Source organism: Roseibium aggregatum, from assembly GCF_014692675.1.
GTDB classification, from domain to species: Bacteria; Pseudomonadota; Alphaproteobacteria; order Rhizobiales; family Stappiaceae; genus Roseibium; species Roseibium aggregatum_C.
Genome location: NZ_JABFCZ010000004.1, coordinates 119,282 through 144,253 on the forward strand (window position 1 = coordinate 119,282; position 24,972 = coordinate 144,253).

Here is a 24,972-nt window from a genome sequence, read left to right on the forward strand (position 1 = left end):
TCCTCTCCAATTCGTGAAAATATGGTCGCGCGATCCGGAATATATTTCAAGCTTAAAATTTTAGGTTTGAAGTTTTTTTGCTGGTTGGATGCCGGAGATTGCGCGTGTCGATCCATCGCCACGGAGAAATTTCGCAATGGGACTTTTCGCCGGTGCCCGCTCCATGATCTAGTGCGGCGCAGCGCGTCGTCACGTTTTCGGAAGGTTTACATGCGGATTTGTATTTTCGGAGCCGGTGCGATCGGCAGCCATTTTGCCGTCAAGCTGGCCAGGGCCGGCCACGACGTATCGGTGATCGCCCGCGGACCGCAGCTTGAGGCGATCCGGTCAAAAGGGCTGACACTCAAGGCCGGGGACCAGTCGTGGAGCGTGGATCTGCCGGCCTATTCGGATGCCGCCGAACCGGGGCCGCAGGATCTCGTCATCGTCGCCACGAAGGCAACCGGACTGGCGGCAATCGCCGACCCGTTGAAACCGCTGATCGGCCCGGAAACATCCGTCGTCTTTCCGCAAAACGGCATGCCCTGGTGGTATCCGCTCGGGCTGACCGACAAGCCGGAACCGCCTGTCATTCCCCTCTTCCAGCTTGCCGACAGGTTCCTGTCCTACCTGTCACCGAAACAGATCATCGGCGGCAGCATCTATTCCGCCAACGCCATGATCGAACCCGGCGTCGTCCAGAACAATTCCCCCAACCGGAACCGGATGTCTATTGAAGGCGTCACGCCGGACTGCCGGGCCGATGTCGCCGCTTTGCGCACCCTGTTGGACGAGGCCGGGATCGCTTCCCCGCCCCCGGACGGCGGCATCCGTGCGGTCATCTGGTCGAAGCTCCTGCTCAATGTGAGCATCTCGGGTCTTGCGCTGGTGACCCGGAACAAGGCGTCGATTTCGCGGGTGGATCCGGATCTCAACGTGGTCCTGCGCCGCATCCTGGCGGAAGGTCTGCTGATTTCCAAGGCCCACGGCTACCCGCTCGACGACAAGGTCGACGCAGAGGCCACGATTGCCCAGATACCGGATCACAAGCCGTCTATCCTGCAGGACTACGAACTGGGCCGGCCGATGGAAATCGACGAGATCATCCGTGCACCCCAGGCGTTCGCCCGCGCCGCCGGAGTGGAGACGCCGTCCCTCGACGTACTGAGCGCAATCGTCACGCGCCAGGCGCGGGATCGCGGACTTTACTCCGGCTAGGCACGCCCGAGCTTCACGCCCGGCGCGACTAAGTAATTCGGCCATGTTGTCGCAGAACCTTGATCCTTTAGGGTTATGGGTGTGAACTGTGCATCGCACCACCATCGATTTTCTTATGTCGTAGCGGGATAGCCGGACATGACAGCGCGTACTGGAGGCAGCTTCATCCTCGATGATCCGGCACCGCTCGTCGATGCACTGCGCGCGGACGGTTGGCGCGTCATCGGGCCGCGTGAGGGCGACGGCGCGATCGTCTACGACGAAATCGAAACCGCCGCCGATCTGCCGCGCGGGTTTGTCGACGAACAGGACGGCGGTCACTACCGGCTGCGGGAAAGCGGCAACGACCGCTGGTTCGACTACGTGGTCGGGCCGCAGAACTGGAAGAAATGGCTGTTTCCCGCTCGCCAGAAATTGTGGTCTGCCACCCGGACTGCCGACGGCTTTGACATCGACCCCGAAAAGGTCGAGTTCCCGAAGACGGCGCTCTTCGGCACCCGCGCCTGCGAAATCGCGGCGATCGAGATACAGGACCGGGTCTTCGACAACGGCGACTTCGCCGATGCCGGTTACAGGCACCGGCGGGAAAACACGCTGATCGTCGCCGTCCAATGCGCCCGTTCCGCGCCGACCTGCTTTTGCTCTTCCATGAACACGGGACCGCGGGCTGAGGCCGGTTTCGACATCGCGCTGACGGAGCTTGAGGACGGCGGATTTTTCGTCGAATGCGGCAGCGACCGCGGGGCCGAAATCCTGGACCGCATTGATGCGACGGCCGCCGATGCGGCGGCGGAAGAAGCGGCACAGGCTGTCACCGAGCAGGCCGCGCAGATGCAGATGCGGTCCATGCCGGAGAATATCGCGGGCCTGCTGAAGGACAGTCTCGACCACCCCCGCTGGGCGGAGGTCGCCGACCGCTGCCTGTCCTGCGCCAACTGCACGCTCGCCTGCCCGACCTGTTTCTGTTCCGACGTGGAAGATGTTAATGATCTTTCCGGCGACCACACCGAGCGCTGGCGCGTCTGGGACAGCTGCTTCAGCCTCGATTTCAGCTACATTCACGGCGGGGCGGTACGCCGTTCCACCCTGTCACGCTACCGCCAGTGGATGACCCACAAGCTGTCCAGCTGGCACGACCAGTTCGACACCTCGGGCTGCGTCGGCTGCGGCCGCTGCATCACCTGGTGCCCGGTCGGCATCGATATCACCGAAGAGGCGGCCGCCTTTGCGGCGGAGCCGGCAGAACCCGCTGACGCAGGAGGGTTGGAAACATGAAAATTCATGGCTTTGAGGAGATCCTGGCTCAGCACCCGGTCTTCAAGGGCTGCGGCCAGGACACGGTCGATCTGCTGTCCGGCTGCGCGCGCAACGAGCACTTCCGCGCCGGGGAAACGATCTTCTCGGAAGGGGACGACGCGGACAAGGTCTTCCTCATCCGCGAGGGCGATGTCGCCATCGAGATCTCCGCGCCCCAGCACGAGCCGCTGATCGTCGAAACCCTGAACGCAGGCGATGTGCTGGGCTGGTCCTGGCTGATGCCGCCCTATAAACACATGTCGGATGCCCGCGCCCTGAACAGCGTGCGCGCCGTCAGCCTCGATGCCCACTGCCTGCGCACCAAGTGCGGACAGAACCCCGAGCTCGGCTATCAGATGTACCAGAATTTCGTGCCGCATCTTGCCGCGCGCTTCCGGGCGTTGCGATTGCAGCTGCTCGACGTCTACGGAACACGGAAGGGCTGACCCGTGGAGGCTCTGCTCGCCCAGGACCCGATGCTGCCGCGCCGCTACCGCGTCAAGCGGGTGTGGAAGGAGCTTGGCGATGTCGCCTCGCTGGAGCTTGAGCCCATCGACGGCGAGCCGGTGCCGTTTCAGCCCGGCCAGTTCAACATGCTCTATGCCTTCGGCGTCGGCGAGGTCGCGATCTCCATTTCCGGCGACCCGGCCGACGGCTCCGGCCTGGTCCACACCATCCGCAATGTCGGCGCCGTGTCGGCGGCGTTGACGAAGGTCTCCGACGGCGATGTCATCGGCGTGCGCGGCCCATTCGGCACGGCATGGCCGGTGGCGCAGGAAACCGGCCGTAACATCGTCTTCGTTGCCGGTGGTCTCGGCCTCGCGCCGCTGCGCCCGGCGATCTATCACGTGCTGCAGAACCGCGCGCACTATTCCGGCCTGACGCTGATCTACGGCGCGCGCTCGCCCGACGATCTGCTCTACGCGGAAGAAATCAAATCCTGGAAGTCGCGCTTCGACACGGAAGTCGAAATCACCGTCGACCATGCCGCGCCCGGCTGGACCGGACAGGTCGGCGTGGTCACCATCGGCCTCGACAAGGCGCTTGCCGGCATCGACAAGGCGGAGGTCTCCGCCTTCCTGTGCGGGCCGGAAATCATGATGCGCTTTTCGGTGATGAGCCTGACCGCCGCCGGCGTTCCGGAAGAGCGCATCTGGGTTTCCATGGAGCGCAACATGAAATGCGCCGTCGGCTTTTGCGGCCACTGCCAGTTCGGGCCCGATTTCATCTGCCGCGACGGCCCGGTGTTCCGCCACGACCAGGTCTCGCGGCTGATTTCGAAGAAGGAGGTGTGACGATGGCCAAGCTGAAACTCGCCGTCTGGAAATTCGCCTCCTGCGACGGCTGCCAGCTCACCCTGCTCGATTGCGAGGACGAGCTTCTGGAAATCGCCGGCGCACTGGAAATCGCCCAGTTCCTGGAAGCGACCAGCGCAATCGACGACGGGCCTTACGACATTTCCCTTGTGGAAGGCTCGATCACCACCGCCCATGACGCCGAGCGCATCCGTGCGATCCGCGAAAAATCCAAGGTGCTGATCACCATCGGCGCCTGCGCCACGGCGGGCGGCATCCAGTCCCTGCGCAATTTCGCCGATGTGGAAGCCTTCACCAGCGCGGTCTACGCCCACCCGGACTTCATCTCCACGCTTAAAACCTCGACGGCAATCTCGGATCATGTAACCGTCGACTTCGAACTGCGCGGCTGTCCCGTCTCCAAGCACCAGCTTCTGGAACTGATCACGGCAACACTCGCCGGGCGCATGCCCCGGGTGCCAAAGGTCTCGCAATGCACCGAATGCAAACTCAATGGCACCGTCTGCGTCATGGTCGCCAAGGGGACGCCCTGCCTCGGCCCGGTGACCCAGGCCGGTTGCGGCAATCTCTGCCCTGCGCACGGGCGCGGCTGCTACGGCTGTTTCGGGCCGAAGGAAAATCCGAACCCTCAGGCGCTGTCCGCCCAGCTTGCCGATCTCGGCATGGCGTCAAGAGAACTCCGCGATTTCTACCGCACCTTCAACGCCGGCGCGCCGGCCTTTGCCGAGGAGAGCAAGTCGCATGAGTGAGCGCATTCTCCAGGTCGACGCACTGGCCCGCGTGGAAGGCGAAGGCGCGCTTTATGTGCGTCTCAAGGGCGACGAGATCGAGAAGGTCGAGTTCCGCATCTTCGAACCACCGCGTTTCTTCGAAGCCTTTCTTCAGGGCCGCGACGCCCATGAAACGCCCGACATCACCTCGCGCATCTGCGGCATCTGCCCGATCGCCTATATCATGAGCGCGAGCCAGGCCGTGGAACAAGCCGCCGGGGTTTCGGTGACACCCGAAATCCATGAGTTGCGCCGGCTGATCTATTGCGGCGAATGGATCCAGAGCCACGTGCTCCACGCCGCCATGCTGCACGCGCCCGATTTCCTCGGGCTGCACGACGCGATAAAGATCGCCGAGGTCAATCCGGACCTGGTCAAGACCGCGCTCCGGCTGAAGAAGATCGGCAACAGCCTGATGGAGGTGGTCGGCGGCCGCTCGGTCCATCCGGTCAACACCCGTGTCGGCGGCTTCTATTCCGCACCGGACAAGGCCAAGGTCAAGGCGCTGCTGCCGGAACTGGAATGGGGCATTGCCGCCGCGCGCGAAGTCGCGCTGGCCTTCGCAAAGTTTGATTTTCCCGATGACGAATACGACTATCACTTCGTCTCGCTGAAACACCCCGACACCTACGCGATCTGCGAAGGCCGCCTTGCCTCCAACCGCGGCCTCGATATCGCCGTGTCGGAGTTCAACGACCATTTCGAGGAAGAGCACGTTGCGCGCTCCAACGCCTTGCACGGGCGCATGCGCGACGGTTCCGCCTATCTGGTCGGCCCCCTGGCCCGCTATGCCAACAACTACGCACAGCTGACGGACGGCGCGAAAGAAACCGCAGCCCTGTGTGGCCTCGGCGAGGTGGTGCGCAATCCGTTCAAGTCGATCCTAGTGCGCATGGTCGAGGTGCAATACGCCCTTGAGGAAGCCGCCCGGATCGTGCGCGGCTACGAGGAACCGCGTCCCGCCTTCGTACCCGTCCCGCCGAAAGCCGGCGAAGGCCACGGCTGCACAGAGGCGCCGCGCGGCATCTGCTATCACAGCTACAAGGTGGACGACGACGGCCGCATCACCCACGCCCAGATCGTGCCGCCGACCTCACAGAACCAGCCGCAGATCGAGGCCGACCTGACCCGCGTCGTCGCCGCCAATAGGACCATGACCGACGCCGACCTGCAGTGGCGCTGCGAACAGACCATCCGCAACTACGACCCCTGCATCTCCTGCGCGACCCACTTCCTCAAGCTGACGGTCGAACGTGTCTGAGACGGGATTTTCCTTTGGCAAAGCCGGCCCCCTCTCCCATGGGGAGAGGGTTGGGGTGAGGGGCGCAAAACTCTCAGGGATACGGATAGGCTACATCCCCTCACCCGGAGCTGCGCTCCGACCTCTCCCAATGGGAGAGGTAACTTGGGGCATATCTGGCGTTGTTTTATATACGGCCGCTTTGCCTGGACTCCCCTCTCCCCCCTTGAGGGGGAGATGTCACCGAGCAAGCGGACAGAGGGAGGTGTCCGACCTTCCGGCATGAACCAACGCCCGAATACGAAACAAACACCGCACCCCCCCTCTGTCACCTTTGGTGACATCTCCCCCTTAAGGGGGGAGACGGGTGCAAGTGGCACGTCCATTCCTCACACACGGTTATCATCCCGGTGCGAGCGCAGCGAGAGACCGGGATCCAGTACCCCCGGTGTCTCTTTAAGCCGCCGGGGCATGTGTCAACCATGTCTCCGAACACCTGTCAGCTATGTCCCCGGTCCGTACCCTGGCAGGGATGACACGGGGGAAACGGCAAGGCCTTCCCCGAATACGGCGAGAACATAAGAAGTGCCCGGCAACCCTCAGCCGCTGATCGTCGGCGTCGGCAATGCCCTGCGCGGCGATGACGGTGTCGGACCGTTCGTCGCCGAGGCGCTCGCCGCAAAGGGCCTTGCCGCCCACGTCCATGCCGGCGACGGTACGGGACTGATCGATCTGTTTCAGACCCATGACGAGATTATCCTGGTCGATGCGACGCGCAGCGGCGTTGACGCCGGAACGCTGATCGTTCTCGATGCGATCGCGGAAAAGCTGCCGGCCGACCTGTTCCATTATTCCACCCACCGTTTCGGTCTTGCGGAAGCGGTCGAGACGGCCCGCGCCCTTGGCGCCCTGCCGCAAAGCCTGCTGGTCTACGGCATCGAAGGCGCCGATTTCAGCGCCGGCGACCGCCTGTCTCCGGCCGTGCGGGAAACGGCGGAAAAGCTGATCGCCCGGATCGCCGAAACGCTTCCGAAAAACGTCTGAGATCCTGTTTCAGGCTGGAAACACGCTTTCCAGTTCGGCTGGAAAACTGCCAGCCGGCGTCCGCCCTCCATCGACGTCAATCGCGCCAAAAAACCCATAAGCCATTGAAATACATGAATTCAGACGGTCTGGCATAGCGGTTGCTTTGCTCCTCCCGGACGCGTGCGAGCTCATCGCACATTTTTTGGGGGCCAAAAGAGGCAAGCGGAGGAAAAGCCCGAATGACAGAAACCTTTTACGACGTGATGCGTCGGCAGGGGATTACCCGCCGAAGTTTCCTGAAATTCTGTTCGCTGACGGCGGCGGCGCTCGGGCTCGGCCCGAGCTTTGCGCCGAAGATCGCCGAGGCGATGGAAAACAAGCCGCGCATTCCGGTGCTGTGGCTGCACGGGCTGGAATGCACCTGCTGCTCGGAGAGCTTCATCCGCTCCGCCCATCCGCTGGCCAAGGACGTCATCCTGTCGATGATCTCGCTCGACTATGACGACACGATCATGGCGGCTGCCGGTCACCAGGCGGAAGCGATCATCGACGAGACCATCGAGAAATACGACGGCAACTACATTCTCGCCTGCGAGGGCAACCCGCCGCTCAACCAGGACGGCATGAGCTGCATCATCGCCGGCAAACCTTATCTGGAACAGCTGAAGAAGGCAGCCGATCACTGCAAGGCAATCATCTCCTGGGGCTCCTGCGCCTCCTGGGGCTGCGTCCAGGCCGCCCGGCCGAACCCGACCCAGGCGACGCCGATCCACAAGGTGCCGGGACTGGCGCCGAAGCCGATCATCAAGGTGCCCGGCTGCCCGCCGATCGCCGAGGTCATGACCGCGGTGATCACCTATATCCTGACCTTCGAACGGTTCCCGGAACTCGACCGGCAGGGCCGGCCGAAAATGTTCTATTCCCAGCGCATCCACGACAAGTGCTACCGCCGGCCCCATTTCGACGCCGGCCAGTTCGTGGAAGCCTTCGACGACGAGGGCGCGCGCAAGGGCTACTGTCTTTACAAGGTCGGCTGCAAGGGTCCGACCACCTACAACGCCTGCTCCACCGTGCGCTGGAACGGCGGCCTGTCCTTCCCGATCCAGTCCGGCCATCCCTGCTTCGGCTGTTCGGAAGACGGCTTCTGGGACAAGGGTTCCTTCTATGACCGCCTGACCGACATCCACGGCTTCGGCATCGAGGCCAACGCCGACAAGATCGGCGGCACTGCCGCCGTCGTCGTCGGCGCGGCTGCAGCGGCCCATGCCGGGATCAGCGCCATCAAGCGCGCGCGCTACAAGGGGGGAGACGAATAATGACAACCAGGCAGACACCCAACGGGTTCAATCTCGACACCTCCGGCCAGCGCGTCGTCGTCGATCCGGTCACCCGCATCGAAGGTCACATGCGCTGCGAGGTGAACATCGACGAGGAAAACGTCATCCGCAACGCGGTTTCCACCGGCACCATGTGGCGCGGTCTGGAAGTGATCCTGAAAGGCCGTGACCCGCGCGACGCCTGGGCCTTCACCCAGCGCATCTGCGGCGTGTGCACCGGCACCCACGCGCTCACCTCCGTGCGCGCCGTGGAAGATGCGCTCAAGATCGACATCCCGGAAAACGCCAACTCGATCCGCAACATCATGCAGCTGTCGCTGCAGGTACACGATCACCTAGTGCACTTCTATCACCTGCACGCGCTCGACTGGGTCAACCCGGTCAATGCGCTCAAGGCGGACCCGAAGGCGACCTCGCAGCTACAACAGACGATTTCGCCGCATAATCCCAAGTCGTCGCCGGGCTATTTCCGGGACGTCCAGAACCGGCTGAAGAAGTTCGTCGAATCCGGCCAGCTCGGTCCGTTCAAGAACGGCTACTGGACCAATCCGGCCTATCTGCTGCCGCCGGAAGCCGACCTGATGGCCGTGACCCATTATCTGGAAGCGCTCGATTTCCAGAAAGAGATCATGACCACGCGCACGATCTTCGGCGGCAAGGACACCCATCCGAACTGGCTTGTCGGCGGCGTGCCCTGTGCCATCAACATCGACGGTGACATGGCTGCCGGTGCGCCGGTCAACATGGACCGGCTGAACTATGTCTCCGGCGTCATCGACCGCACTCTGGACTTCGTGAAGAACGTCTACATCCCCGACCTGTTCGCCATCGCCCAGTTCTACAAGGGCTGGCTCTACGGCGGCGGACTGTCCGGCCAGAGCGTGCTTGCCTATGGCGACATCCCGGACAAGGCCAACGACTATTCGGCCGGCAACCTTTTGATGCCGCAAGGCGCGATTATCGACGGCAACCTCAAGGAAGTGCACGAGATCGATCTCCGCGATCCGGAACAGATCCAGGAATTCGTGCCCCACTCCTGGTATGCCTATCCGGACGAAAAGAGCGGGCTGCACCCCTGGGACGGCATCACCGAGCCGAACTACGCGCTCGGGCCCAACCTGATCGGCACGAAGACCAACATCGTCAACATCGACGAGAGCGCGAAATATTCCTGGATCAAGGCGCCGCGCTGGCGCGGTCACGCGATGGAGGTCGGGCCGCTCGCCCGTTACGTCGTCGGCTACGCCCAGGGTCATGAATATTTCACCGAGCAGATCAACCGGACGCTGAAGACGCTCGACGTGCCGGTCACCGCCCTGTTCTCCACCCTCGGCCGCACCGCGGCCCGGGCGCTGGAATGCGAGTGGGCGGCGGAAATGCAGCGCTACTTCATGGACAAGCTGATCGCCAACATCAAGGCCGGCGACTCCGCCACCGCCAACGTGGAGAAGTTCGATCCCGCAACCTGGCCGACAGAGGTCAAGGGCGTCGGCTTCACCGAAGCGCCACGCGGTGCACTGGCGCACTGGATCAAGATCAAGGACACCAAGATCGACAACTACCAGTGCGTCGTACCCACCACCTGGAACGGCAGCCCGCGCGACAATGACGGCAACATCGGCGCCTTCGAAGCCTCGCTCATGAACACCAAGGTGGAGCGGCCGGAAGAACCCGTCGAAATCCTGCGTACCCTGCATTCCTTCGACCCGTGCCTTGCCTGCTCCACCCATGTCATGGGTCCGGACGGCGAGGAACTGGCCGAAGTCAAGGTGCGCTGAGGGAGGAAAGATCATGTCGAACGCAATGAAAACCACACTCGCCTTCGTCGGGATCGCCGCGGTCGCCGTTTCGCCGGCGCTGGCGCATACCGGAGGCGTCGTCACGGGCTTCGGGGCCGGGGTGTCCCACCCCGTCCTCGGCGTCGATCACCTGCTGGCCATGGTCGCCGTCGGGCTCTGGTCGGCGGCACAGCCAAGGGAAAAGGCCTGGCAGGCACCGGTCCTGTTCGTACTCCTGCTTGCCGCCGGAGCGGGCCTCGGCCTTGCCGCCATGCCGCTTCCGTTTGTCGAGCCGGGCATTCTCGCCTCGATCTTCGGGCTCGCTGTTCTGCTCGTGGCAGGCCGCCGCATCCCGTCGACGTTCGCACTGACCGTCATCGGCATCTTCGCGTTGTTGCACGGCCATGCTCATGGGGCGGAAGCCGCGGGCGCGATCGGCGCCTATATGGCCGGTTTCCTTATCACAAGTGCCGCCCTGCACCTGACCGGCTATGGCGTCGGCCGGGTTCTCGCAACCACACGGCACGGCCTTGCCGCATCGGGCCTGGCGGTTCTCACCGCCGGCCTCGTGCTCGCCGGCGGATAGGAGGGCGCGATGACCGTTGAGACCACCGCCCACAAGGAAGAGGCCGTCTATGTCTATGAGGCCCCGGTGCGCATCTGGCACTGGGTCAATGCCCTGGCGATCCTCGTCCTCGGCGTCACCGGATACCTGATCGGGTCGCCGTTGCCGTCCATCCATGGCGAGCCGTCGTTCCACTTCCTGTTCGGCTGGATCCGGTTCCTGCATTTTACCGCCGGCTACATCCTGGCCGTCGGCATTCTGCTCCGGATCTACTGGGCCTTCGTCGGCAACAAGCATGCCCGGCAGATCTTCCTGCCGCCGGTCTGGCGGGGGAGCTTCTGGAAGGAACTCGTTCACGAGGTCAAGTGGTATGCCATGATCACCCGTGCGCCGATGAAATACGCCGGCCACAATCCGCTCGCGACGATCGTCATGCATGTCATGTTCGTCTGGACGATCGTCTTCATGATCGTCACCGGCTTCGCGCTCTACGGCGAAGGCACCGGAATGGGCTCCTGGCAGTACACGATGTTCTCAAGCTGGGTCATTCCCCTGTTCGGCCAGAGCCAGGACGTTCATACCTGGCATCACCTGGGCCTGTGGGTGATCGTGTGCTTCGTCATCGTCCACGTCTATGCCGCTGTCCGCGAGGACATCATGTCCCGGCAGTCGATCATCTCCTCGATGTTCTCCGGCTGGCGGACCTTCCGGGATGACAAGCCGATGGATGACCGGCACTGACTTTATTCAGACTGTGCGCATCACAGTTCCCTGCGGCGGGACCGGTTCGGTTCCGCCGCTTTTTTGTTCCGGATTGGATTCCTCGTTTCCAATCGGGGCTGCCTGGGCGGCTTCCTGGAACCGGCCTTCAATCACGATTGGATACTTTCTTTCCATTTATTTTTCAAAACGGATACTATTTAAACATACAGATATCGTCTTTTGATGAAAAATACTGAAAAAACAACAAGATAAGAACCGCCAAAGGTCTGGCACAGCTCTTGCGATACCTGTTTTGTCCCGCACGTTCATGAAGCGCTTCGAATGCGCCGGCGGGGCAGAGGATTGCATCACACCCATTGGGAGGTGACTGCAAGAGGGAGGAATGCATTGTGACGTCTGACGCACCTGCCGTGCTCGTTCTCGGCATCGGAAACCTGTTGTGGGCCGACGAAGGCTTCGGCGTTCGCGCGGTCGAGGAATTCCATCGCCACTACGAAACGCCGGACAATGTCCGCGTCATGGACGGCGGCACTCAAGGCGTCTATCTCGTCCAGCACATACGCGATGCCGACATCCTGATCGTCTTCGACGCGGTCGACTACGGCCTGCCGCCCGGAACGTTGAAGCGGGTCGAAGGGTCGGAAGTCCCGAAATTCCTCGGTGCCAAGAAGATCTCCCTGCACCAGACCGGCTTTCAGGAAGTGCTCGCCATGTCGGAGATGCTGGGCGACTACCCCGACCATCTGCTGCTCATCGGCGTCCAGCCGGTGGAGCTCGAAGACTACGGCGGCAGCCTCAGGCCCGCGGTCAAGGCGCAGATCGGCCCTTCCATCGATCTTGCCCTTTCCTTCCTGAAGGAACATGGCGTTTCCGTCTCCCCGCGCAGCCGCCCGCTCGGCGAAGACGACACCATTGCCTCCCTGGAAATGACCCTAGGCCGCTACGAGACCGGACGGCCGGACGAGACCCAGGCTGTCCGCCATGGTGACAGCCGGGTGATCGCCGATGACCGCTGGCGCGGGCCGGAAGACTTCGAGGCGGAAATGGAACGGCTCGTCAACACCACGGCGGGGTCGACCTGATGTGCATAGGCGTCCCCATGCAGGTGCTTTCCGTTTCCGGACTGACCGCCCGATGCCGGAGCCGAACCGCGGAACAGGTGATCGATCTCAGCCTCGTCGGCGAGGTCGCGCCGGGGACCTGGCTGATGGTGTTTCTGGGCGCTGCCCGCGAGGTCCTCACCGAGGAAGCGGCAAGACAATCAGCCGACGCGATCGAAGCACTGGAAATGGCCATGCGCGGAGAAACGGATTTCGAGCATCTCTTCGCCGACCTGATCGACCGGGAACCGACCCTGCCGGACTTCCTGCAGCCCGCCGTTGCGAAACCCTCCAACCCTTGAGGCAAAACTCATGTTTTCACCGCTATTGCAATCGATCATCGACCGGGAAGGCTATGACGTCGTCACTCATGACACCCTGGACGAGATCGCCCAGGCCCATGACTTCGTCATGCTGTTCTTCGCCGGCGACGCGGCGCGTCTGGCGGAAAGCAACGATGTCGCCGTTGTCCTGCCGGAACTCGACAAGGCGCTCGGCGGGCATGTCACACCCTTGATCGTTTCCCGCGACAGCGAGCGGGAGTTGCAGCGCCGCTATCTCTTCAATGCCTTTCCGGCAATCGTGTTCCTGCGCCGCGGCGACTATCTCGGCGTCCTGCAGGGCATTCTCGACTGGGCCGATTACCAGGTCCAGATCCCGGAAATCCTGGCGCGCGAGCCGAGCGATCCGCCGCCATTCAAATTCCCAGACGGTTGCGGCGTAGCGCCAGAGGGCCTGACCCACTGATCTTCGGGTGCACAGTTTCTAATTTGAGGGAGAGGACGGAACATGAGCAATCCAATCGGATCGATGGTCGGGCCGGGCAGCCAGCCGGCGGATGAGGACGGCGGCGTTCTGGACTACATGTCCATGCCATCCGGCATGATGATCTTCGCGGCGCCCGACCTGCCGGAGCCGGAAGACACGGAAGATCTCGCCGCGGGCAAGGCCGCTCTGGAGGACTTGCTGCAGCTGCTCGAAAGCTACGACCCGTCCGCCGCGGCCGGCCGTGCGGACTTCAGCAAGCTCGATGCCGCCAATCTCGAACTGGTCAACCAGGTGCTTGGCGAGGGCGAGGTCTCGGTGATCGGCGGCGCGGCGCTGCAGGCGCAGGAATCCGTTCTTGCCGGTGTATGGCGGGTCCGGGAAGCCGATGCGGACGGCAGGCTCGTCGCCGACTATGCGGAAGTCTCTCCCTTTCCCGAAGGCGTTCTGACGAAAGCCTTCGACGGCGCCCAGGCGCAGATCGCGATACCCGACCGTTTCGGCCCCAATATCTTCAATGCGCCGCCGCTGCTGCCGGAAATCAATGACTACGTCGCCCGCTCCGAAGGGGCGGCCCTGCCCCATGTCATCAACCTGTCGCTGCTGCCGCATACCGAGGAGGACCTCGGCCTTCTCAACGACCTTCTCGGCCGGGGCGAAATCACGATCCTGTCGCGCGGCTACGGCAACTGCCGGATCACGGCGACGGCCACGAAGAATGCGTGGTGGGTCCAGTTCTACAATTCGCAGGACACGCTGATCCTGAACACGATCGAGATCTGCCGCATTCCCGAAGTGGCCTGCGCTGCACCGGAGGACATCGCCGACTCCGCAGACCGTCTGAACGAAATTCTGGAGGTCTACCGATGACAGCCGGTTTTTTCGCAGGCTCCTACGGCGGCGACGCCAGCAAGATCGGGCCGAAGACGAAGCTCGAATGCAAGATCTGCTGGCACGTCTACGATCCGGTTGAAGGCGACGACTACTGGCAGATCCCGGCAGGCACGCCGTTCGCCGCCCTGCCGGATCACTGGACCTGCCCGGAATGCGACGCCGGCAAGGACGGCTTCATGGTGATCGGGGAAAGCTGACATGGTCGATGCCGCAGCCATTTCCGAACGTCTGGAAACCTGCTTCCGGCAGGTGCACTCCGAACGCATGGACGGGGTTCCGATACTGAACGATGCGCTTGAGGTACGCGCCGTCGGGACGCATGCCTGGAACGGCTTCTGGCTGAGCATCCTGATCACCCCCTGGTTCATCAATGTGGTCCTGCTGCCTCAGGAAACGGACGGGGTTATAATCCGTACCGGCGAAAAGCGGATGTTCGGCTTTCCCGCCGGATCCTTCGAATTCATCCGTGGACATGAGGACGATCTCGGTTCTATCTGGATGTGCTCGCTGTTCTCGCCGGTGTTCGAGTTTACGGACATGGAAACCGCTGAAGCCGCGGCCGAAGCGGCACTGACCGAATTGTTCGAATCCGAGGACGAAGACAACGACGCCGACCGCGACATGCAGAAGATCTGGCGCGGCGAATGGCCGGATGCCGAAAGCGGCGTCCAGGAGGAGATCGATGCAGACGCCGAACCTGTGGCAGCCCTGGAAGATGAAGACGAAGCCGCCGCGCCATCCGCCTTCAGCCGGCGCGGCCTTTTGACCGGAAAACTCCGGGAGACGAACTTGTGAGCACCGAAGGGAAAGTCCTGATCGAGCTGCCGGCCAGGCCCGGCACACCGGTTGGCGTGACCTTCCGTCCGCCGGCCGACGTCACCCGTCTTTTCATCGGCAAGACGCCGGAAGAGGTACTCAGGCTCGTCCCGGCGCTTCACAGCGTCTGCGCGACCGCCCAGACCCATGCGGCAGTTCTGGCCCTGGAAGGCGCGCTCGACATAACGGTGGCCGACGAGACCGCTCGCGCACGGCAGGCGTTGACGATGATGGAGTGTCTGCGGGAACATGGACTGCGGGCAATCATGGACTGGCCAAGGCTCATGGGACAGACGGCAGACAATTTGGCGGCACGGCAGGCTATGACCATCCTGCCTCGGTTCCAGACCGCGCTGTCGGAAGCGTCGGCACCCTTCTCTCTTGGCGCAAAGGTCTCCATGACCAGGGAGCCGCTGTACCGGATCATCGCGGAAGCCGCAGAGTTCCTGAAGGCGACCGTCTTCGGCGAGCCACTTGACCGCTGGCTGTCGCGCCGCGGCCCTGACTCCCTTCGCGGCTGGGCGGAATCTGCAAAGACCGCGGCCGGCCGGTTCATCTTGTGGCTGTTTGCGACCGACCGCTTCTGCGTCGCCGCCTTCCCACCGGTCCGCCTTCCGGAGTTCGACGCCCGCACCCTGCCGGCCTGGCTTTCAACCGAAAGCGAAAACGGAATGGCGGAAGCCACATCCTACATCCGTCGCGCGGACGACCCGCTTCTGACAGGTCTCGGCACGCCGGGCCTTGGTGCCCGCTTTATCGCCCGTCTGGTCGAACTGGCGCGGCTTCCGGGTGAAATGCTCGCCGTCCTGACCGAAAAAACCCGTCCGGCCCCGGCGATCCGGGACGAAACCGGAACGGGATACGGAGCGGTGCAAGCTGCGCGCGGCCCGCTGATCCATACCGCGACGATCGAGCAGGATCGTGTCACCACCTATCGGATGCTGCCGCCAACGGAGCGGAATTTCGCGAGCCACGGCATCGCCGCCCGCTGTCTGGATGATCTTCGTGCCGCGAATGAAGACGAACGGCGCCTGCGCGCCAACCTGGTCGTCAATGCCATCGACCCTTGTTTCGCCTATGAAGTGAGGACCGGGTGATGCACGAAATGTCCATTTGCGAGAGCATTCTCGGGCTTCTCCGGGACCAGGCGCAAGCTCAGGATTTTTCAAAGGTGGAGCGGGTCTGCCTCGAGATCGGTCCACTCTCCGGCGTGGAGATCGAGGCGCTGAAATTCGGCTTCGACGTGGTCATGCGCGACACGCTCGCCGATGGCGCCCGGCTGGAGATTATCGAAACACCCGGTACGGCCTGGTGCATGCCCTGCGGGCAGAGCGTTGCCATCGAAGAGCGTTTCGATGCCTGCCCTCTCTGCGGCTCGCACCAGTTGCAGGTGACGGGCGGCGAGGAACTTCGGATCAAGGAACTGGAGGTCAACTGATGTGTACGGTTTGCGGTTGCGGCGACGGCGAGGTTCGCATCGAGGGCAAGGGTGATGGCCATCAGCACGGTCACGCCCACATCCACGAACACGCACATGACCATCATCACCATCACGATGGGCACGACGGCCACCACCACCATCATCACGACCATTCCTATGATCATGGTGCCCATCATTACGGCGAAGGCCCGGCCGGAACCTCCGTGCCCGGCATGAGCCAGACGCGGCTGATCCAGCTGGAACAGGACATCCTGTCGAAGAACAACACCTATGCAGCGAAAAACCGCCGGTTCTTTGCCGACCGCGGCATTCTCGCGCTCAATCTTGTCTCCAGCCCCGGCTCCGGCAAGACGACGCTTTTGGTGAAGACCATCGAAATGCTGGCCGGACGGCTGAAGCCTTATGTCATCGAGGGCGACCAGCAGACCTCGGCCGACGCGGACCGGATTCGCGCTACCGGCGCGCCCGCGATCCAGGTCAACACCGGCAAGGGCTGCCATCTCGACGGCCACATGGTCGGCCATGCGCTGGAGCATCTTGCACCGGCGGACGGCAGCGTTGTCTTCATCGAGAATGTCGGCAATCTGGTCTGCCCGGCGGCTTTCGATCTCGGCGAGGCCCACAAGGTGGCGATCCTGTCGGTGACCGAAGGCGAGGACAAGCCGCTGAAATACCCGGACATGTTCGCCGCCAGCGACCTGGTGCTTCTGAACAAGACCGACCTGCTGCCCCATCTCGATTTCGATGTGGAAGCAGCGATTACCAACGCCCGCAAGGTCAATCCGGCAATCAAGGTGCTGCAGGTCTCCGCCCGCACGGGCGAAGGCATGCCCGGCTGGTGCGCCTGGATCGAGGCGGCGCGGGCCATGCAGCTTGCCGGCCATCCGGCCGGTGCGGCCGCGGAATAAGGGAGAGCGATATGTGCCTGGCAATTCCGGCAAGGGTGGTTGAACTGGAAGACGGCAACATTGCCGTCGTCGCGCTCGAAGGGGTGAAGAAGCGGATTTCCGTCGCCCTCGTGGAAGACATCGAGGTCGGTGACTATGTCCTGATCCATGTCGGCTACGCGCTGCACAAGGTCAGCCCGGAAGAGGCTGCCCGGACTCTGCAGCTGATGGCGGAGGCCGGCGTGCTTTCGGAAGAACTCGCCGAAATCGGGGAGAGCGCAGCATGAAATACGTCGACGAATTCAGGGACCGCAATCTTGCCGAAAAGCTCGCCAAGGCAATCGCCACTGAGGCGGATCCGTCGCGGCACTATTACCTGATGGAATTCTGCGGCGGTCACACCCATGCGATCTTCCGCTATGGGGTCCAGGACCTGATGCCGGACAACGTCACCTTCGTTCACGGCCCCGGCTGCCCGGTCTGCGTCCTGCCCGTGCGCCGCCTGGACGATGCCGTGGAACTGGCGGAACGCCACGGCGTCATCCTGTGCACCTATGGCGACATGATGCGGGTGCCGGGCACCAAGCAGCGCTCGCTGATCCGGGCGAAAGCGGACGGCGCCGACATTCGCATGATCTATTCGACCGCCGACGCCCTGAAGATCGCCCGCGACAATCCGGACCGGGAGGTCGTCTTCTTCGCCATCGGTTTTGAGACGACGACCCCGCCGACGGCCGTTGCGATCCTGCAGGCCGAGGCCGAAGGCCTCACCAATTTCTCCGTCTTCTGCAACCATGTGCTCACCCCGGCCGCCATCGGACATGTCCTCGGGTCGCCCGATCCCCGGGATCTGGAACAGGTCCGGATCGATGGATTTCTCGGGCCGTCCCATGTCAGCGCGGTCATCGGTTCCAAACCCTACGAGGCGGGCGCCGAACTCTACCGCAAACCCGTGGTGATCTGCGGGTTCGAACCGCTGGATGTGATGCAGTCCGTGCTGATGCTGATCCGCCAGATCAACGAGGGCCGGTACGAGGTGGAGAACCAGTACACCCGTGTCGTCACGCGTGAGGGCAACACGAAGGCCCAGGCGCTCGTCGACAAGGTGATGGAGCGCCGCGACGAATTCGAATGGCGCGGACTGGGCACGGTACCCGACAGCGCGCTGAAGATCCGCGAGTGCTACGCCGCCTTCGACGCGGAAAAGCGCTTCGCCGTCAGCGAAAAGCAGTCGCGCGAGGTCAAGTCGTGCGAATGCCCGGCGATCCTGCGCGGCGCGAAAAAGCCGACCGACTGCAAGCTGTTCGGCACGGTCTGCACCCCGGAAAATCCGATGGGCTCCTGCATGGTGTCTTCGGAAGGCGCCTGCGCTGCCTACTGGAGCTATGGACGGTTCCGCGAACCGGCGAAGAAAAAGGAGGCGGCAGCATGAACAAGATCGACGATCGTCTCTCGTTCCGCACCGGGTCGGTAGACATGACCCATGGCGGCGGCGGCCGGGCCATGGCGGAGCTGATCCGCGACCTGTTTCACCGCCATCTCTCCAATCCGATCCTGGATCAGGGCCATGACGCAGCCCGCTTCCGCGTGCCCGCCGGCCGGCTGGTGATGTCCACCGATGGCCACGTGATCTCGCCGCTGTTCTTTCCCGGCGGCGACATCGGCTCGCTCGCCGTCCACGGCACCCTGAACGACGTCGCCATGGCCGGCGCCAGGCCGCTCTACATGACCGCCGGCTTTATTCTGGAAGAAGGCTTTCCGCTCGCCGATCTGGAACGGATCGTGCTCTCCATGGCCCATGCCGCGCGCGAGGCCAACGTGCCGATCGTGACCGGCGACACCAAGGTGGTGGAAAAGGGCAAGGGCGACGGCGTTTTCATCACCACGACCGGCCTCGGTGTCGTGCCGGACGATGTCTATATCGCCGTCGGCAATGCCCGGCCCGGCCAGGCGATCCTGGTCTCCGGGTCCATGGGCGACCATGGTGTCGCGATCCTGTCCAAACGGGAAAACCTGGAATTCGAAACCGAGATCCGCTCCGACAGCGCAGCACTTCACACGCTGGTCGCAGCCATGGTCACGGAAGTGCCCGGCATCGCCGTTCTGCGCGATCCGACCCGCGGCGGCCTGGCGGCCACCTTGAACGAGATCGCCCGGACCGCGCGTGTCGGCATGATGCTCGACGAAGCCGCCATTCCGGTAAAGCCCGATGTTGCCGCCGCATGCGAGTTGCTCGGTCTCGATCCGCTCTATGTCGCCAACGAGGGCAAGCTGATCTGCCTGTGCGAGGCGGAAGACACCGAGCGACTGCTGGAAGTCATGCGGCGCCATCCGCTCGGGGCGCAGGCGGCCGTTATCGGCGAGGTGGTCGAGGATGAAAACGGCCTTGTGCGCATGAAAACCGGGTTTGGAGGACAGCGCGTCGTCGACTGGTTAGCCGGCGAACAGCTGCCGCGGATATGTTGAGGGCTGCTTCATGACCGACCTGCCCACGATCCTTCTGATCGACGACGAGATCCGCTCGCTGGAGTCCCTGGAACGGATCCTGTGCGACGATTTCGAGGTCAGGACCGCCGCGACCATCGAGGACGCCAACGCCATTCTGGAACAGGACTGGATCCAGGTGATCCTGTGCGACCAGCGCATGCCCCAGCAGTCCGGAGTGGAGTTTCTGAAATCCGTGCGCCAGCGCTGGCCGGACATCATCCGCATGATCGTCTCCGGCTACACGGACGCCCATGACATCATCGACGGCATCAACGAGGCCGGGATCTTCCAGTACATCACCAAGCCTTGGCATCCGGAAAACCTGATCCTGACCCTGCAGAACGCCTGCCGCCTCTACGCGCTTCAGCGCGAGAACGAGCTGCTCGCGATCGAGCTGAAGATGTCTCCCTCCGGTGCGCGCAAGGTTGTTGCCGACCGCCGCGAGACCTTGCGCAAGGATTACGATTTCGACGACGGCATCATCCGCGGCAAGGCGAGCCCGATGAACGACGTCTGCGCCACCCTGCGTCAGGTCGCTCCCTATGATGTGCCGGTGCTCCTGTGCGGCTCCTCCGGTACGGGCAAGGAACTCGCGGCCCGCGCGCTGCATTACGGTTCGCTGCGCTGGAACAAGCCCTTCGTGGTGGAAAACTGCGGCGCGCTGCCCGACCAGTTGCTGGAAAGCGAACTCTTCGGCCACAAGCGCGGTGCCTTCACCGGCGCGGTCGAGGATCACGTCGGCCTGTTCGAACGGGCAAGCGGCGGCAGCGTCTTTCTTGACGAGATTGGCGAAGTCTCTCCCGCCTTCCAGGTCAAGCTGCTGCGCGTGCTTCAGGAAGGCGAAATCAGGCCCGTCGGCAGCGCCAAGACGCGCAAGGTTGACATCCGGGTGATCGCCGCCACCAACAAGAACCTGGAAGACGAGGTCAAGGCCGGCCGGTTCCGCGCCGATCTCTATTACCGCCTCGCCGGCATGGTGATCCGCATGCCCGACCTGAAGGACCGGCGCGGCGACATTCCCGTCCTCGCCCGGGCTCTCCTGTCCCGCGCCATGGATCATCTGGGCAAGCAGGTGCAAGGCTTCTCCGACGAAGCGCTGGAATGCATGCAAACCTATCACTGGCCCGGAAACGTGCGCGAGCTGCAGAACGAGATCCAGCAGATGCTGGTCATGGGCAAGGAAGACACCCTGCTCGGCGCCGATCTCCTGTCCCGCCACATCCTGCGCGCCGACCGCAGCCAGGATCAGGAAGATGCAGACATGCTCGACGATCTGGAAGGCACCCTCAAGGACCGGGTGGCCCAGGTGGAAAGCCGGATCATCCGCGAGACGCTGATCCGCAACCGCTGGAACAAGTCCAAGGCAGCGCGCGAACTGGGCTTGTCACGGGTCGGCCTTCGCAGCAAGCTGGAACGTTACGAGCTGGAAAAGATCAAGCCGCTGCCGTCTGTACGCAGGGCAGCCAGCTAACCGGGTAGGATCATGGTAACGCGTCTGCCAGGAAGTCATGCCGCTCTCGATCTCGTCGTGCCGAAGCTGAGCGGCGCGATCGAGGGAACCGGCGACAATGTCTGGATCGAGGTGATCCAGAAGATGGACGAGGTCTATACGGATCTCGTCGATTCCCAGACGGCGCTCGAAGAACAGAACGCGCGCCTGGAGGAAGCCCAGGATTTCATCGGCTCCGTGCTCGGCGCCATGACCGACGTGCTGGTCGCCTGCGATACCGAGGGCCGCATCCAGCAGGTCAATCCGGCGCTGGAAGCCATCGTCGGCAAGAAGGAGCGGACGCTGATCGGCCAGCCGATCGCCGAGTTATTTCAGGAAAAATCACAAGGCGTTGTTACAGGCTTCCTTCAGGCCCTGCGCACTGGCGGAAAGGTGTCCCAGCGCGACGTCTCGCTGGCGGCGACCGACAGCCAGAACGCCCTGATCTCGACCATCTGCACCGCCCGGCATGATCATCGCGGCCGCCTGGTCGGAATGGTGCTGGTGGGCCGGCCCGTCGGCGAACTGAAACGCGCCTATCGCGATCTCGACGCCGCCCAGGAAAAGCTCACCCGGACGCAACAGCAGCTGTTCGTGTCGGAAAAGATGGCCGCCCTCGGCCGGCTTGTCGCCGGGGTCGCCCACGAACTCAACAACCCGATCAGTTTCGTTTTCGGCAACATGTATGCGCTGAAGCGCTACGGCGCGGCGATCACCCGCTACCTGACCGCCTGCGACGAGGAAAAGACCCGCGACGAGATGAAGACCCTGCGCAAGGACCTGAAGATCGACCAGGTCCTGCGCGACATCGGCCCGCTGGTCGACGGCACCCTGGAAGGCGCGGAGCGTGTGCGCGACATCGTTCAGGAACTGCGCCGGTTCTCCTCCAACCAGCAGGAACAGCCCGAGGATTTCAACGTGGTCCGGCTGATCCGCACCGCGGCCGACTGGGTGATCAAGGCACAGCGGGTGAAGCCGGAGCTGCGGCTGGAGCTGCCCGATCGTCTCGATATGACCGGGCGCAAGGGCCAGATGCACCAGATCGTCGTCAACCTGGTGCAGAACGCCGCCGATGTGCTCGACGGCCGTCCGGACGGGGAAATCGTCATTTCCGGCGAACGCCAGGGCGACGATATCGTCCTCCGGGTCGCCGACAACGGCACCGGCATTGCCGATGCCCACCGGGACAAGATTTTCGAACCGTTCTTCACCACCAAGCCGATCGGCTCCGGCACCGGGCTCGGGCTCTACGTCAGCTACAACATGGCGGCCAAACAGGGCGGCCATCTTTCTGTCGAGAACCGCCCGGAAGGCGGCGCCGAATTCATCCTGAGGGTCCCCGCGGATGTCCGCAATGAAGGCTGAGGAAAAAGCACCTGTCCGCCTGTTCTGGCTTCAGTCCGGCGGTTGCGGCGGCTGTTCGCTGTCCCTGCTCGGGGCGGAAGCGCCCGATCTTGTGACCGTGCTGGAAGCAGCCAACATCGAGGTGCTGTGGCATCCCTCGCTCAGCGTTTCCAGCGGCGCCGAGGTCATCGACCTGATGGAACGGATCTCTGACGGCTCGGAACCGCTCGATATCCTGTGCCTGGAAGGGTCCGTCATGCGCGGTCCGAACGGCACCGGGAAGTTCCACATCATGGCGGGAACAGACCGTCCGGTGATGGACTGGGTCGAGGCGCTGGCAAAGAAGTCCCGTTATGTGATCGCTGTCGGCAGCTGCGCGGCCTTCGGCGGCATCACGGCGGCAGGCTCCAACGAGGTCGATGCCTGCGGCCTTTCCTATGACGGACGCAAACCCGGCGGGTTGCTCGGAGCCGATTTCCGGTCCGCGGCCGGACTGCCGGTGATCAATGTCGCCGGCTGCCCGATCCATCCCGGCTGGCTGACCGAAACCCTGCACCAGATCGCCGCCGGCCGCTTTACCACCCGCGACATCGACGAGTGGGAACGGCCGCTGTCCTACACCATGCATCTGGTCCACCACGGCTGCGCCCGCAACGAATTCTACGAGTTCAAGGCAAGTGCGGAGCGCCTGTGCGATCTGGGCTGCATGATGGAAAACCTCGGCTGCAAGGGCACCCAGGCCCGCGCCGATTGCAACATGCGCGCCTGGAACGGCGCCGGGTCGTGTCTGGACGGCAATTACCCCTGCATCAACTGCACCGCTCCCGGTTTCGAGGAACCGGGCCACGGCTTTACCGAGACGCCGAAGATCTCCGGCATTCCGGTCGGCCTGCCGACGGACATGCCCAAGGCCTGGTTCGTGGCGCTTGCGTCGCTCTCCAAGGCCGCGACCCCGAAACGCCTGAAGGAAAACGCCGTCGCCGATCACTTCCGCCAGCCCCCCGTCGACAAACAGAAGAAAAGGTAACGACCTTGGGAAGTAGGGGTTCATGAGCCGCCTGATTGTTGGACCGTTCAACCGCGTGGAAGGCGATCTGGAAGTCAAGCTCGACATCCAGGACGGCGCTGTTCGTCAGGCACAGGTGGTCTCGCCGCTGTACCGGGGCTTTGAGCGGATCCTCACCGGCAAGGCGCCGTTCGATGCCCTCGTCTATGCGCCGCGGATCTGCGGCATCTGTTCCGTGTCGCAATCCGTCGCCGCGGCAAAGGCCCTGTCGGCAGCCATGGGTCTCGGCATGCCGGCGAACGGCGAACGCGCGGTCAGTCTGATCCACGCAACGGAAAACGTCGCCGACCACCTGACCCATTTCTACCTGTTCTTCATGCCGGACTTCGCCCGCGAGGTGTATGCCTCTGAAAGCTGGTACGAAGACGCCCGCGACCGGTTCACCGCCATCAAGGGCACGGCGGCGCAGGATATGCTGCCCGCCCGCGCCCAGTTCATGCATGTCCTCGGCCTGCTTGCCGGCAAGTGGCCGCACACGCTCACTGTCCAGCCCGGCGGATCGACCCGCTCGGTGGCAGCCGGAGAAGTCGCACGCCTCGCCGCGATCCTCGCCGCCTTCCGGCGCTTCCTGGAACGGCATCTTTACGGCGACCGGCTGGAACGGATCGCAGGTCTGTCGTCGGCGGACGAGCTTGCCGCCTGGGCGGAGGAAAAACCTGCCATCAGCAGCGACTTCCGCCGCTTCCTGCAGTATGCGCAAGAACTGGATCTGGCCGCCCTCGGCCCTTCCACCGGCCGCTACATGAGCTTCGGCGCCTATGGAACGGAAAGCAGCCCCCTGTTCGGTCGAGGCCTTTACGTCAACGGCGCTCCGGGCGAGCTCGACCCGCAGCAGATCACCGAAGACCTGAGCCACGCCTGGTATGCGGCTTCCGACGGACCGCTGGCCCCGTTCGAAGGCGCAACCCAGCCAGATGCGGAGAGAAGCGAGGCCTACAGCTGGTGCAAGGCCCCCCGGCTCAGTGGCGACGTTGTCGAAGTCGGCGCGCTGGCGCGCCAGCTCGTCGACGGTCATCCGCTGATCCGCGATCTGGTCGCGGCCTCGGGAGGCAATGTCTTTACCCGGGTCGTAGCCCGCGTGCTGGAGATCGCGATGGTCGTGATCGCCATGGAACAATGGGCCAATGAGCTGGTGCCGGAACAACCCTTCATCGCGCACGGACAGCTGCCGGAAACCGGCGAAGGTGTCGGTCTGACCGAAGCGGCACGGGGATCGCTCGGCCACTGGCTCCGGATCGAAAAAGGCCGGATCGCCAACTACCAGATCATCGCACCGACGACCTGGAACTTCTCGCCTCGTGATGAAAACGGCGTCCCCGGCGCGCTGGAACAGGCGCTCGCCGGCGCACCGGTGCGCCCAGGCGAGACCGAGCCGGTCGCGGTCCAGCACATCGTCCGCTCCTTCGACCCCTGCCTCGTCTGCACGGTGCATTGA

The 24,972-nt window shown here is 63.5% G+C and carries 27 protein-coding genes; all 27 read left to right on the forward strand.

The features are described 5' to 3' along the window. Positions 1–210: 210 nt before the first annotated feature. The 27 genes from HK439_RS04195 to HK439_RS04325 all read left to right on the forward strand — a co-directional run bounded on the left by HK439_RS04195 (position 211) and on the right by HK439_RS04325 (position 24,972). On the forward strand, positions 211–1,197 hold the full coding sequence (locus HK439_RS04195; RefSeq protein ID WP_190290122.1) for a ketopantoate reductase family protein: 987 nt from the start codon (positions 211–213) through the stop codon (positions 1,195–1,197). A 138-nt stretch (positions 1,198–1,335) separates the two neighbouring features. Beyond that, positions 1,336–2,472: a 4Fe-4S dicluster domain-containing protein gene (locus HK439_RS04200; protein ID WP_190290123.1), complete on the forward strand. Its 1,137-nt coding sequence runs from the start codon at positions 1,336–1,338 to the stop codon at positions 2,470–2,472. Next, positions 2,469–2,939 carry a cyclic nucleotide-binding domain-containing protein gene (locus tag HK439_RS04205; RefSeq protein WP_209011547.1) on the forward strand — a complete coding sequence of 157 codons (471 nt, stop codon included), beginning with the start codon at positions 2,469–2,471 and terminating at the stop codon, positions 2,937–2,939. The genes HK439_RS04200 and HK439_RS04205 overlap by 4 nt, the downstream gene beginning before the upstream one ends. A gap of 3 nt (positions 2,940–2,942) precedes the next feature. After that, positions 2,943–3,788, forward strand: coding sequence for an FAD/NAD(P)-binding protein (locus HK439_RS04210; RefSeq protein WP_328804102.1), 846 nt, complete (start codon positions 2,943–2,945; stop codon positions 3,786–3,788). A 2-nt stretch (positions 3,789–3,790) separates the two neighbouring features. Then, a complete protein-coding gene (locus HK439_RS04215) occupies positions 3,791–4,558 on the forward strand; it encodes an oxidoreductase (protein WP_190290124.1) in 768 nt (255 codons plus the stop codon). Then, positions 4,551–5,840, forward strand: a complete 1,290-nt coding sequence (locus HK439_RS04220; protein ID WP_190290125.1) for a Ni/Fe hydrogenase subunit alpha — start codon at positions 4,551–4,553, stop codon at positions 5,838–5,840. The genes HK439_RS04215 and HK439_RS04220 overlap by 8 nt, the downstream gene beginning before the upstream one ends. Before the next feature lie 564 nt (positions 5,841–6,404). Next, positions 6,405–6,863, forward strand: coding sequence for a hydrogenase maturation protease (locus tag HK439_RS04225; protein ID WP_190290126.1), 459 nt, complete (start codon positions 6,405–6,407; stop codon positions 6,861–6,863). A gap of 221 nt (positions 6,864–7,084) precedes the next feature. Further along, complete coding sequence (locus HK439_RS04230) at positions 7,085–8,161, forward strand: hydrogenase small subunit (protein ID WP_190290127.1); 1,077 nt, start codon at positions 7,085–7,087, stop codon at positions 8,159–8,161. After that, the gene (locus tag HK439_RS04235; protein WP_190290128.1) at positions 8,161–9,960 is read left to right on the forward strand and encodes a nickel-dependent hydrogenase large subunit; all 1,800 of its coding nucleotides are present in this window, start codon (positions 8,161–8,163) and stop codon (positions 9,958–9,960) included. The genes HK439_RS04230 and HK439_RS04235 overlap by 1 nt, the downstream gene beginning before the upstream one ends. 13 nt (positions 9,961–9,973) lie before the next feature. After that, entirely contained in the window at positions 9,974–10,546 is a 573-nt protein-coding gene (locus tag HK439_RS04240; RefSeq protein ID WP_235987583.1) for a HupE/UreJ family protein, read from the forward strand. A gap of 9 nt (positions 10,547–10,555) precedes the next feature. Further along, positions 10,556–11,266, forward strand: a complete 711-nt coding sequence (gene cybH / locus HK439_RS04245; RefSeq protein ID WP_190290129.1) for a Ni/Fe-hydrogenase, b-type cytochrome subunit — start codon at positions 10,556–10,558, stop codon at positions 11,264–11,266. Between the two features lie 371 nt (positions 11,267–11,637). Then, the gene (locus HK439_RS04250; RefSeq protein ID WP_190290130.1) at positions 11,638–12,330 is read left to right on the forward strand and encodes a HyaD/HybD family hydrogenase maturation endopeptidase; all 693 of its coding nucleotides are present in this window, start codon (positions 11,638–11,640) and stop codon (positions 12,328–12,330) included. After that, positions 12,330–12,650, forward strand: a complete 321-nt coding sequence (locus tag HK439_RS04255) for a HypC/HybG/HupF family hydrogenase formation chaperone (RefSeq protein ID WP_190290131.1) — start codon at positions 12,330–12,332, stop codon at positions 12,648–12,650. Before HK439_RS04250 ends, HK439_RS04255 begins: the two co-directional genes overlap by 1 nt. 10 nt (positions 12,651–12,660) lie before the next feature. Beyond that, a complete protein-coding gene (locus HK439_RS04260) occupies positions 12,661–13,095 on the forward strand; it encodes a hydrogenase-1 expression HyaE (protein WP_190290132.1) in 435 nt (144 codons plus the stop codon). Between the two features lie 42 nt (positions 13,096–13,137). Further along, a complete protein-coding gene (locus tag HK439_RS04265; protein WP_190290133.1) occupies positions 13,138–13,983 on the forward strand; it encodes a hydrogenase expression/formation protein in 846 nt (281 codons plus the stop codon). Continuing rightward, on the forward strand, positions 13,980–14,204 hold the full coding sequence (locus HK439_RS04270) for a rubredoxin (RefSeq protein WP_190290134.1): 225 nt from the start codon (positions 13,980–13,982) through the stop codon (positions 14,202–14,204). Before HK439_RS04265 ends, HK439_RS04270 begins: the two co-directional genes overlap by 4 nt. 1 nt (position 14,205) lies before the next feature. Next, a complete protein-coding gene (hybE, locus tag HK439_RS04275; protein WP_190290135.1) occupies positions 14,206–14,802 on the forward strand; it encodes a [NiFe]-hydrogenase assembly chaperone HybE in 597 nt (198 codons plus the stop codon). Then, entirely contained in the window at positions 14,799–15,920 is a 1,122-nt protein-coding gene (locus tag HK439_RS04280) for a hypothetical protein (RefSeq protein WP_190290136.1), read from the forward strand. Before hybE ends, HK439_RS04280 begins: the two co-directional genes overlap by 4 nt. Then, a complete protein-coding gene (gene hypA / locus HK439_RS04285; RefSeq protein WP_190290137.1) occupies positions 15,920–16,261 on the forward strand; it encodes a hydrogenase maturation nickel metallochaperone HypA in 342 nt (113 codons plus the stop codon). The genes HK439_RS04280 and hypA overlap by 1 nt, the downstream gene beginning before the upstream one ends. After that, on the forward strand, positions 16,261–17,172 hold the full coding sequence (hypB, locus tag HK439_RS04290; RefSeq protein WP_190290138.1) for a hydrogenase nickel incorporation protein HypB: 912 nt from the start codon (positions 16,261–16,263) through the stop codon (positions 17,170–17,172). The genes hypA and hypB overlap by 1 nt, the downstream gene beginning before the upstream one ends. A gap of 11 nt (positions 17,173–17,183) precedes the next feature. Then, complete coding sequence (locus HK439_RS04295; protein WP_190290139.1) at positions 17,184–17,438, forward strand: HypC/HybG/HupF family hydrogenase formation chaperone; 255 nt, start codon at positions 17,184–17,186, stop codon at positions 17,436–17,438. Next, a complete protein-coding gene (gene hypD / locus HK439_RS04300; protein ID WP_190290140.1) occupies positions 17,435–18,583 on the forward strand; it encodes a hydrogenase formation protein HypD in 1,149 nt (382 codons plus the stop codon). The genes HK439_RS04295 and hypD overlap by 4 nt, the downstream gene beginning before the upstream one ends. Beyond that, positions 18,580–19,617, forward strand: a complete 1,038-nt coding sequence (hypE, locus tag HK439_RS04305) for a hydrogenase expression/formation protein HypE (RefSeq protein ID WP_190290141.1) — start codon at positions 18,580–18,582, stop codon at positions 19,615–19,617. Before hypD ends, hypE begins: the two co-directional genes overlap by 4 nt. Positions 19,618–19,627: 10 nt before the next feature. Then, the gene (locus HK439_RS04310) at positions 19,628–21,109 is read left to right on the forward strand and encodes a sigma-54-dependent transcriptional regulator (protein ID WP_190290142.1); all 1,482 of its coding nucleotides are present in this window, start codon (positions 19,628–19,630) and stop codon (positions 21,107–21,109) included. A 12-nt stretch (positions 21,110–21,121) separates the two neighbouring features. Next, a complete protein-coding gene (locus tag HK439_RS04315; RefSeq protein ID WP_190290143.1) occupies positions 21,122–22,492 on the forward strand; it encodes a sensor histidine kinase in 1,371 nt (456 codons plus the stop codon). Next, complete coding sequence (locus tag HK439_RS04320) at positions 22,482–23,498, forward strand: HupU protein (RefSeq protein WP_209011549.1); 1,017 nt, start codon at positions 22,482–22,484, stop codon at positions 23,496–23,498. The genes HK439_RS04315 and HK439_RS04320 overlap by 11 nt, the downstream gene beginning before the upstream one ends. Before the next feature lie 22 nt (positions 23,499–23,520). Continuing rightward, positions 23,521–24,972 carry a nickel-dependent hydrogenase large subunit gene (locus tag HK439_RS04325; RefSeq protein ID WP_190290145.1) on the forward strand — a complete coding sequence of 484 codons (1,452 nt, stop codon included), beginning with the start codon at positions 23,521–23,523 and terminating at the stop codon, positions 24,970–24,972.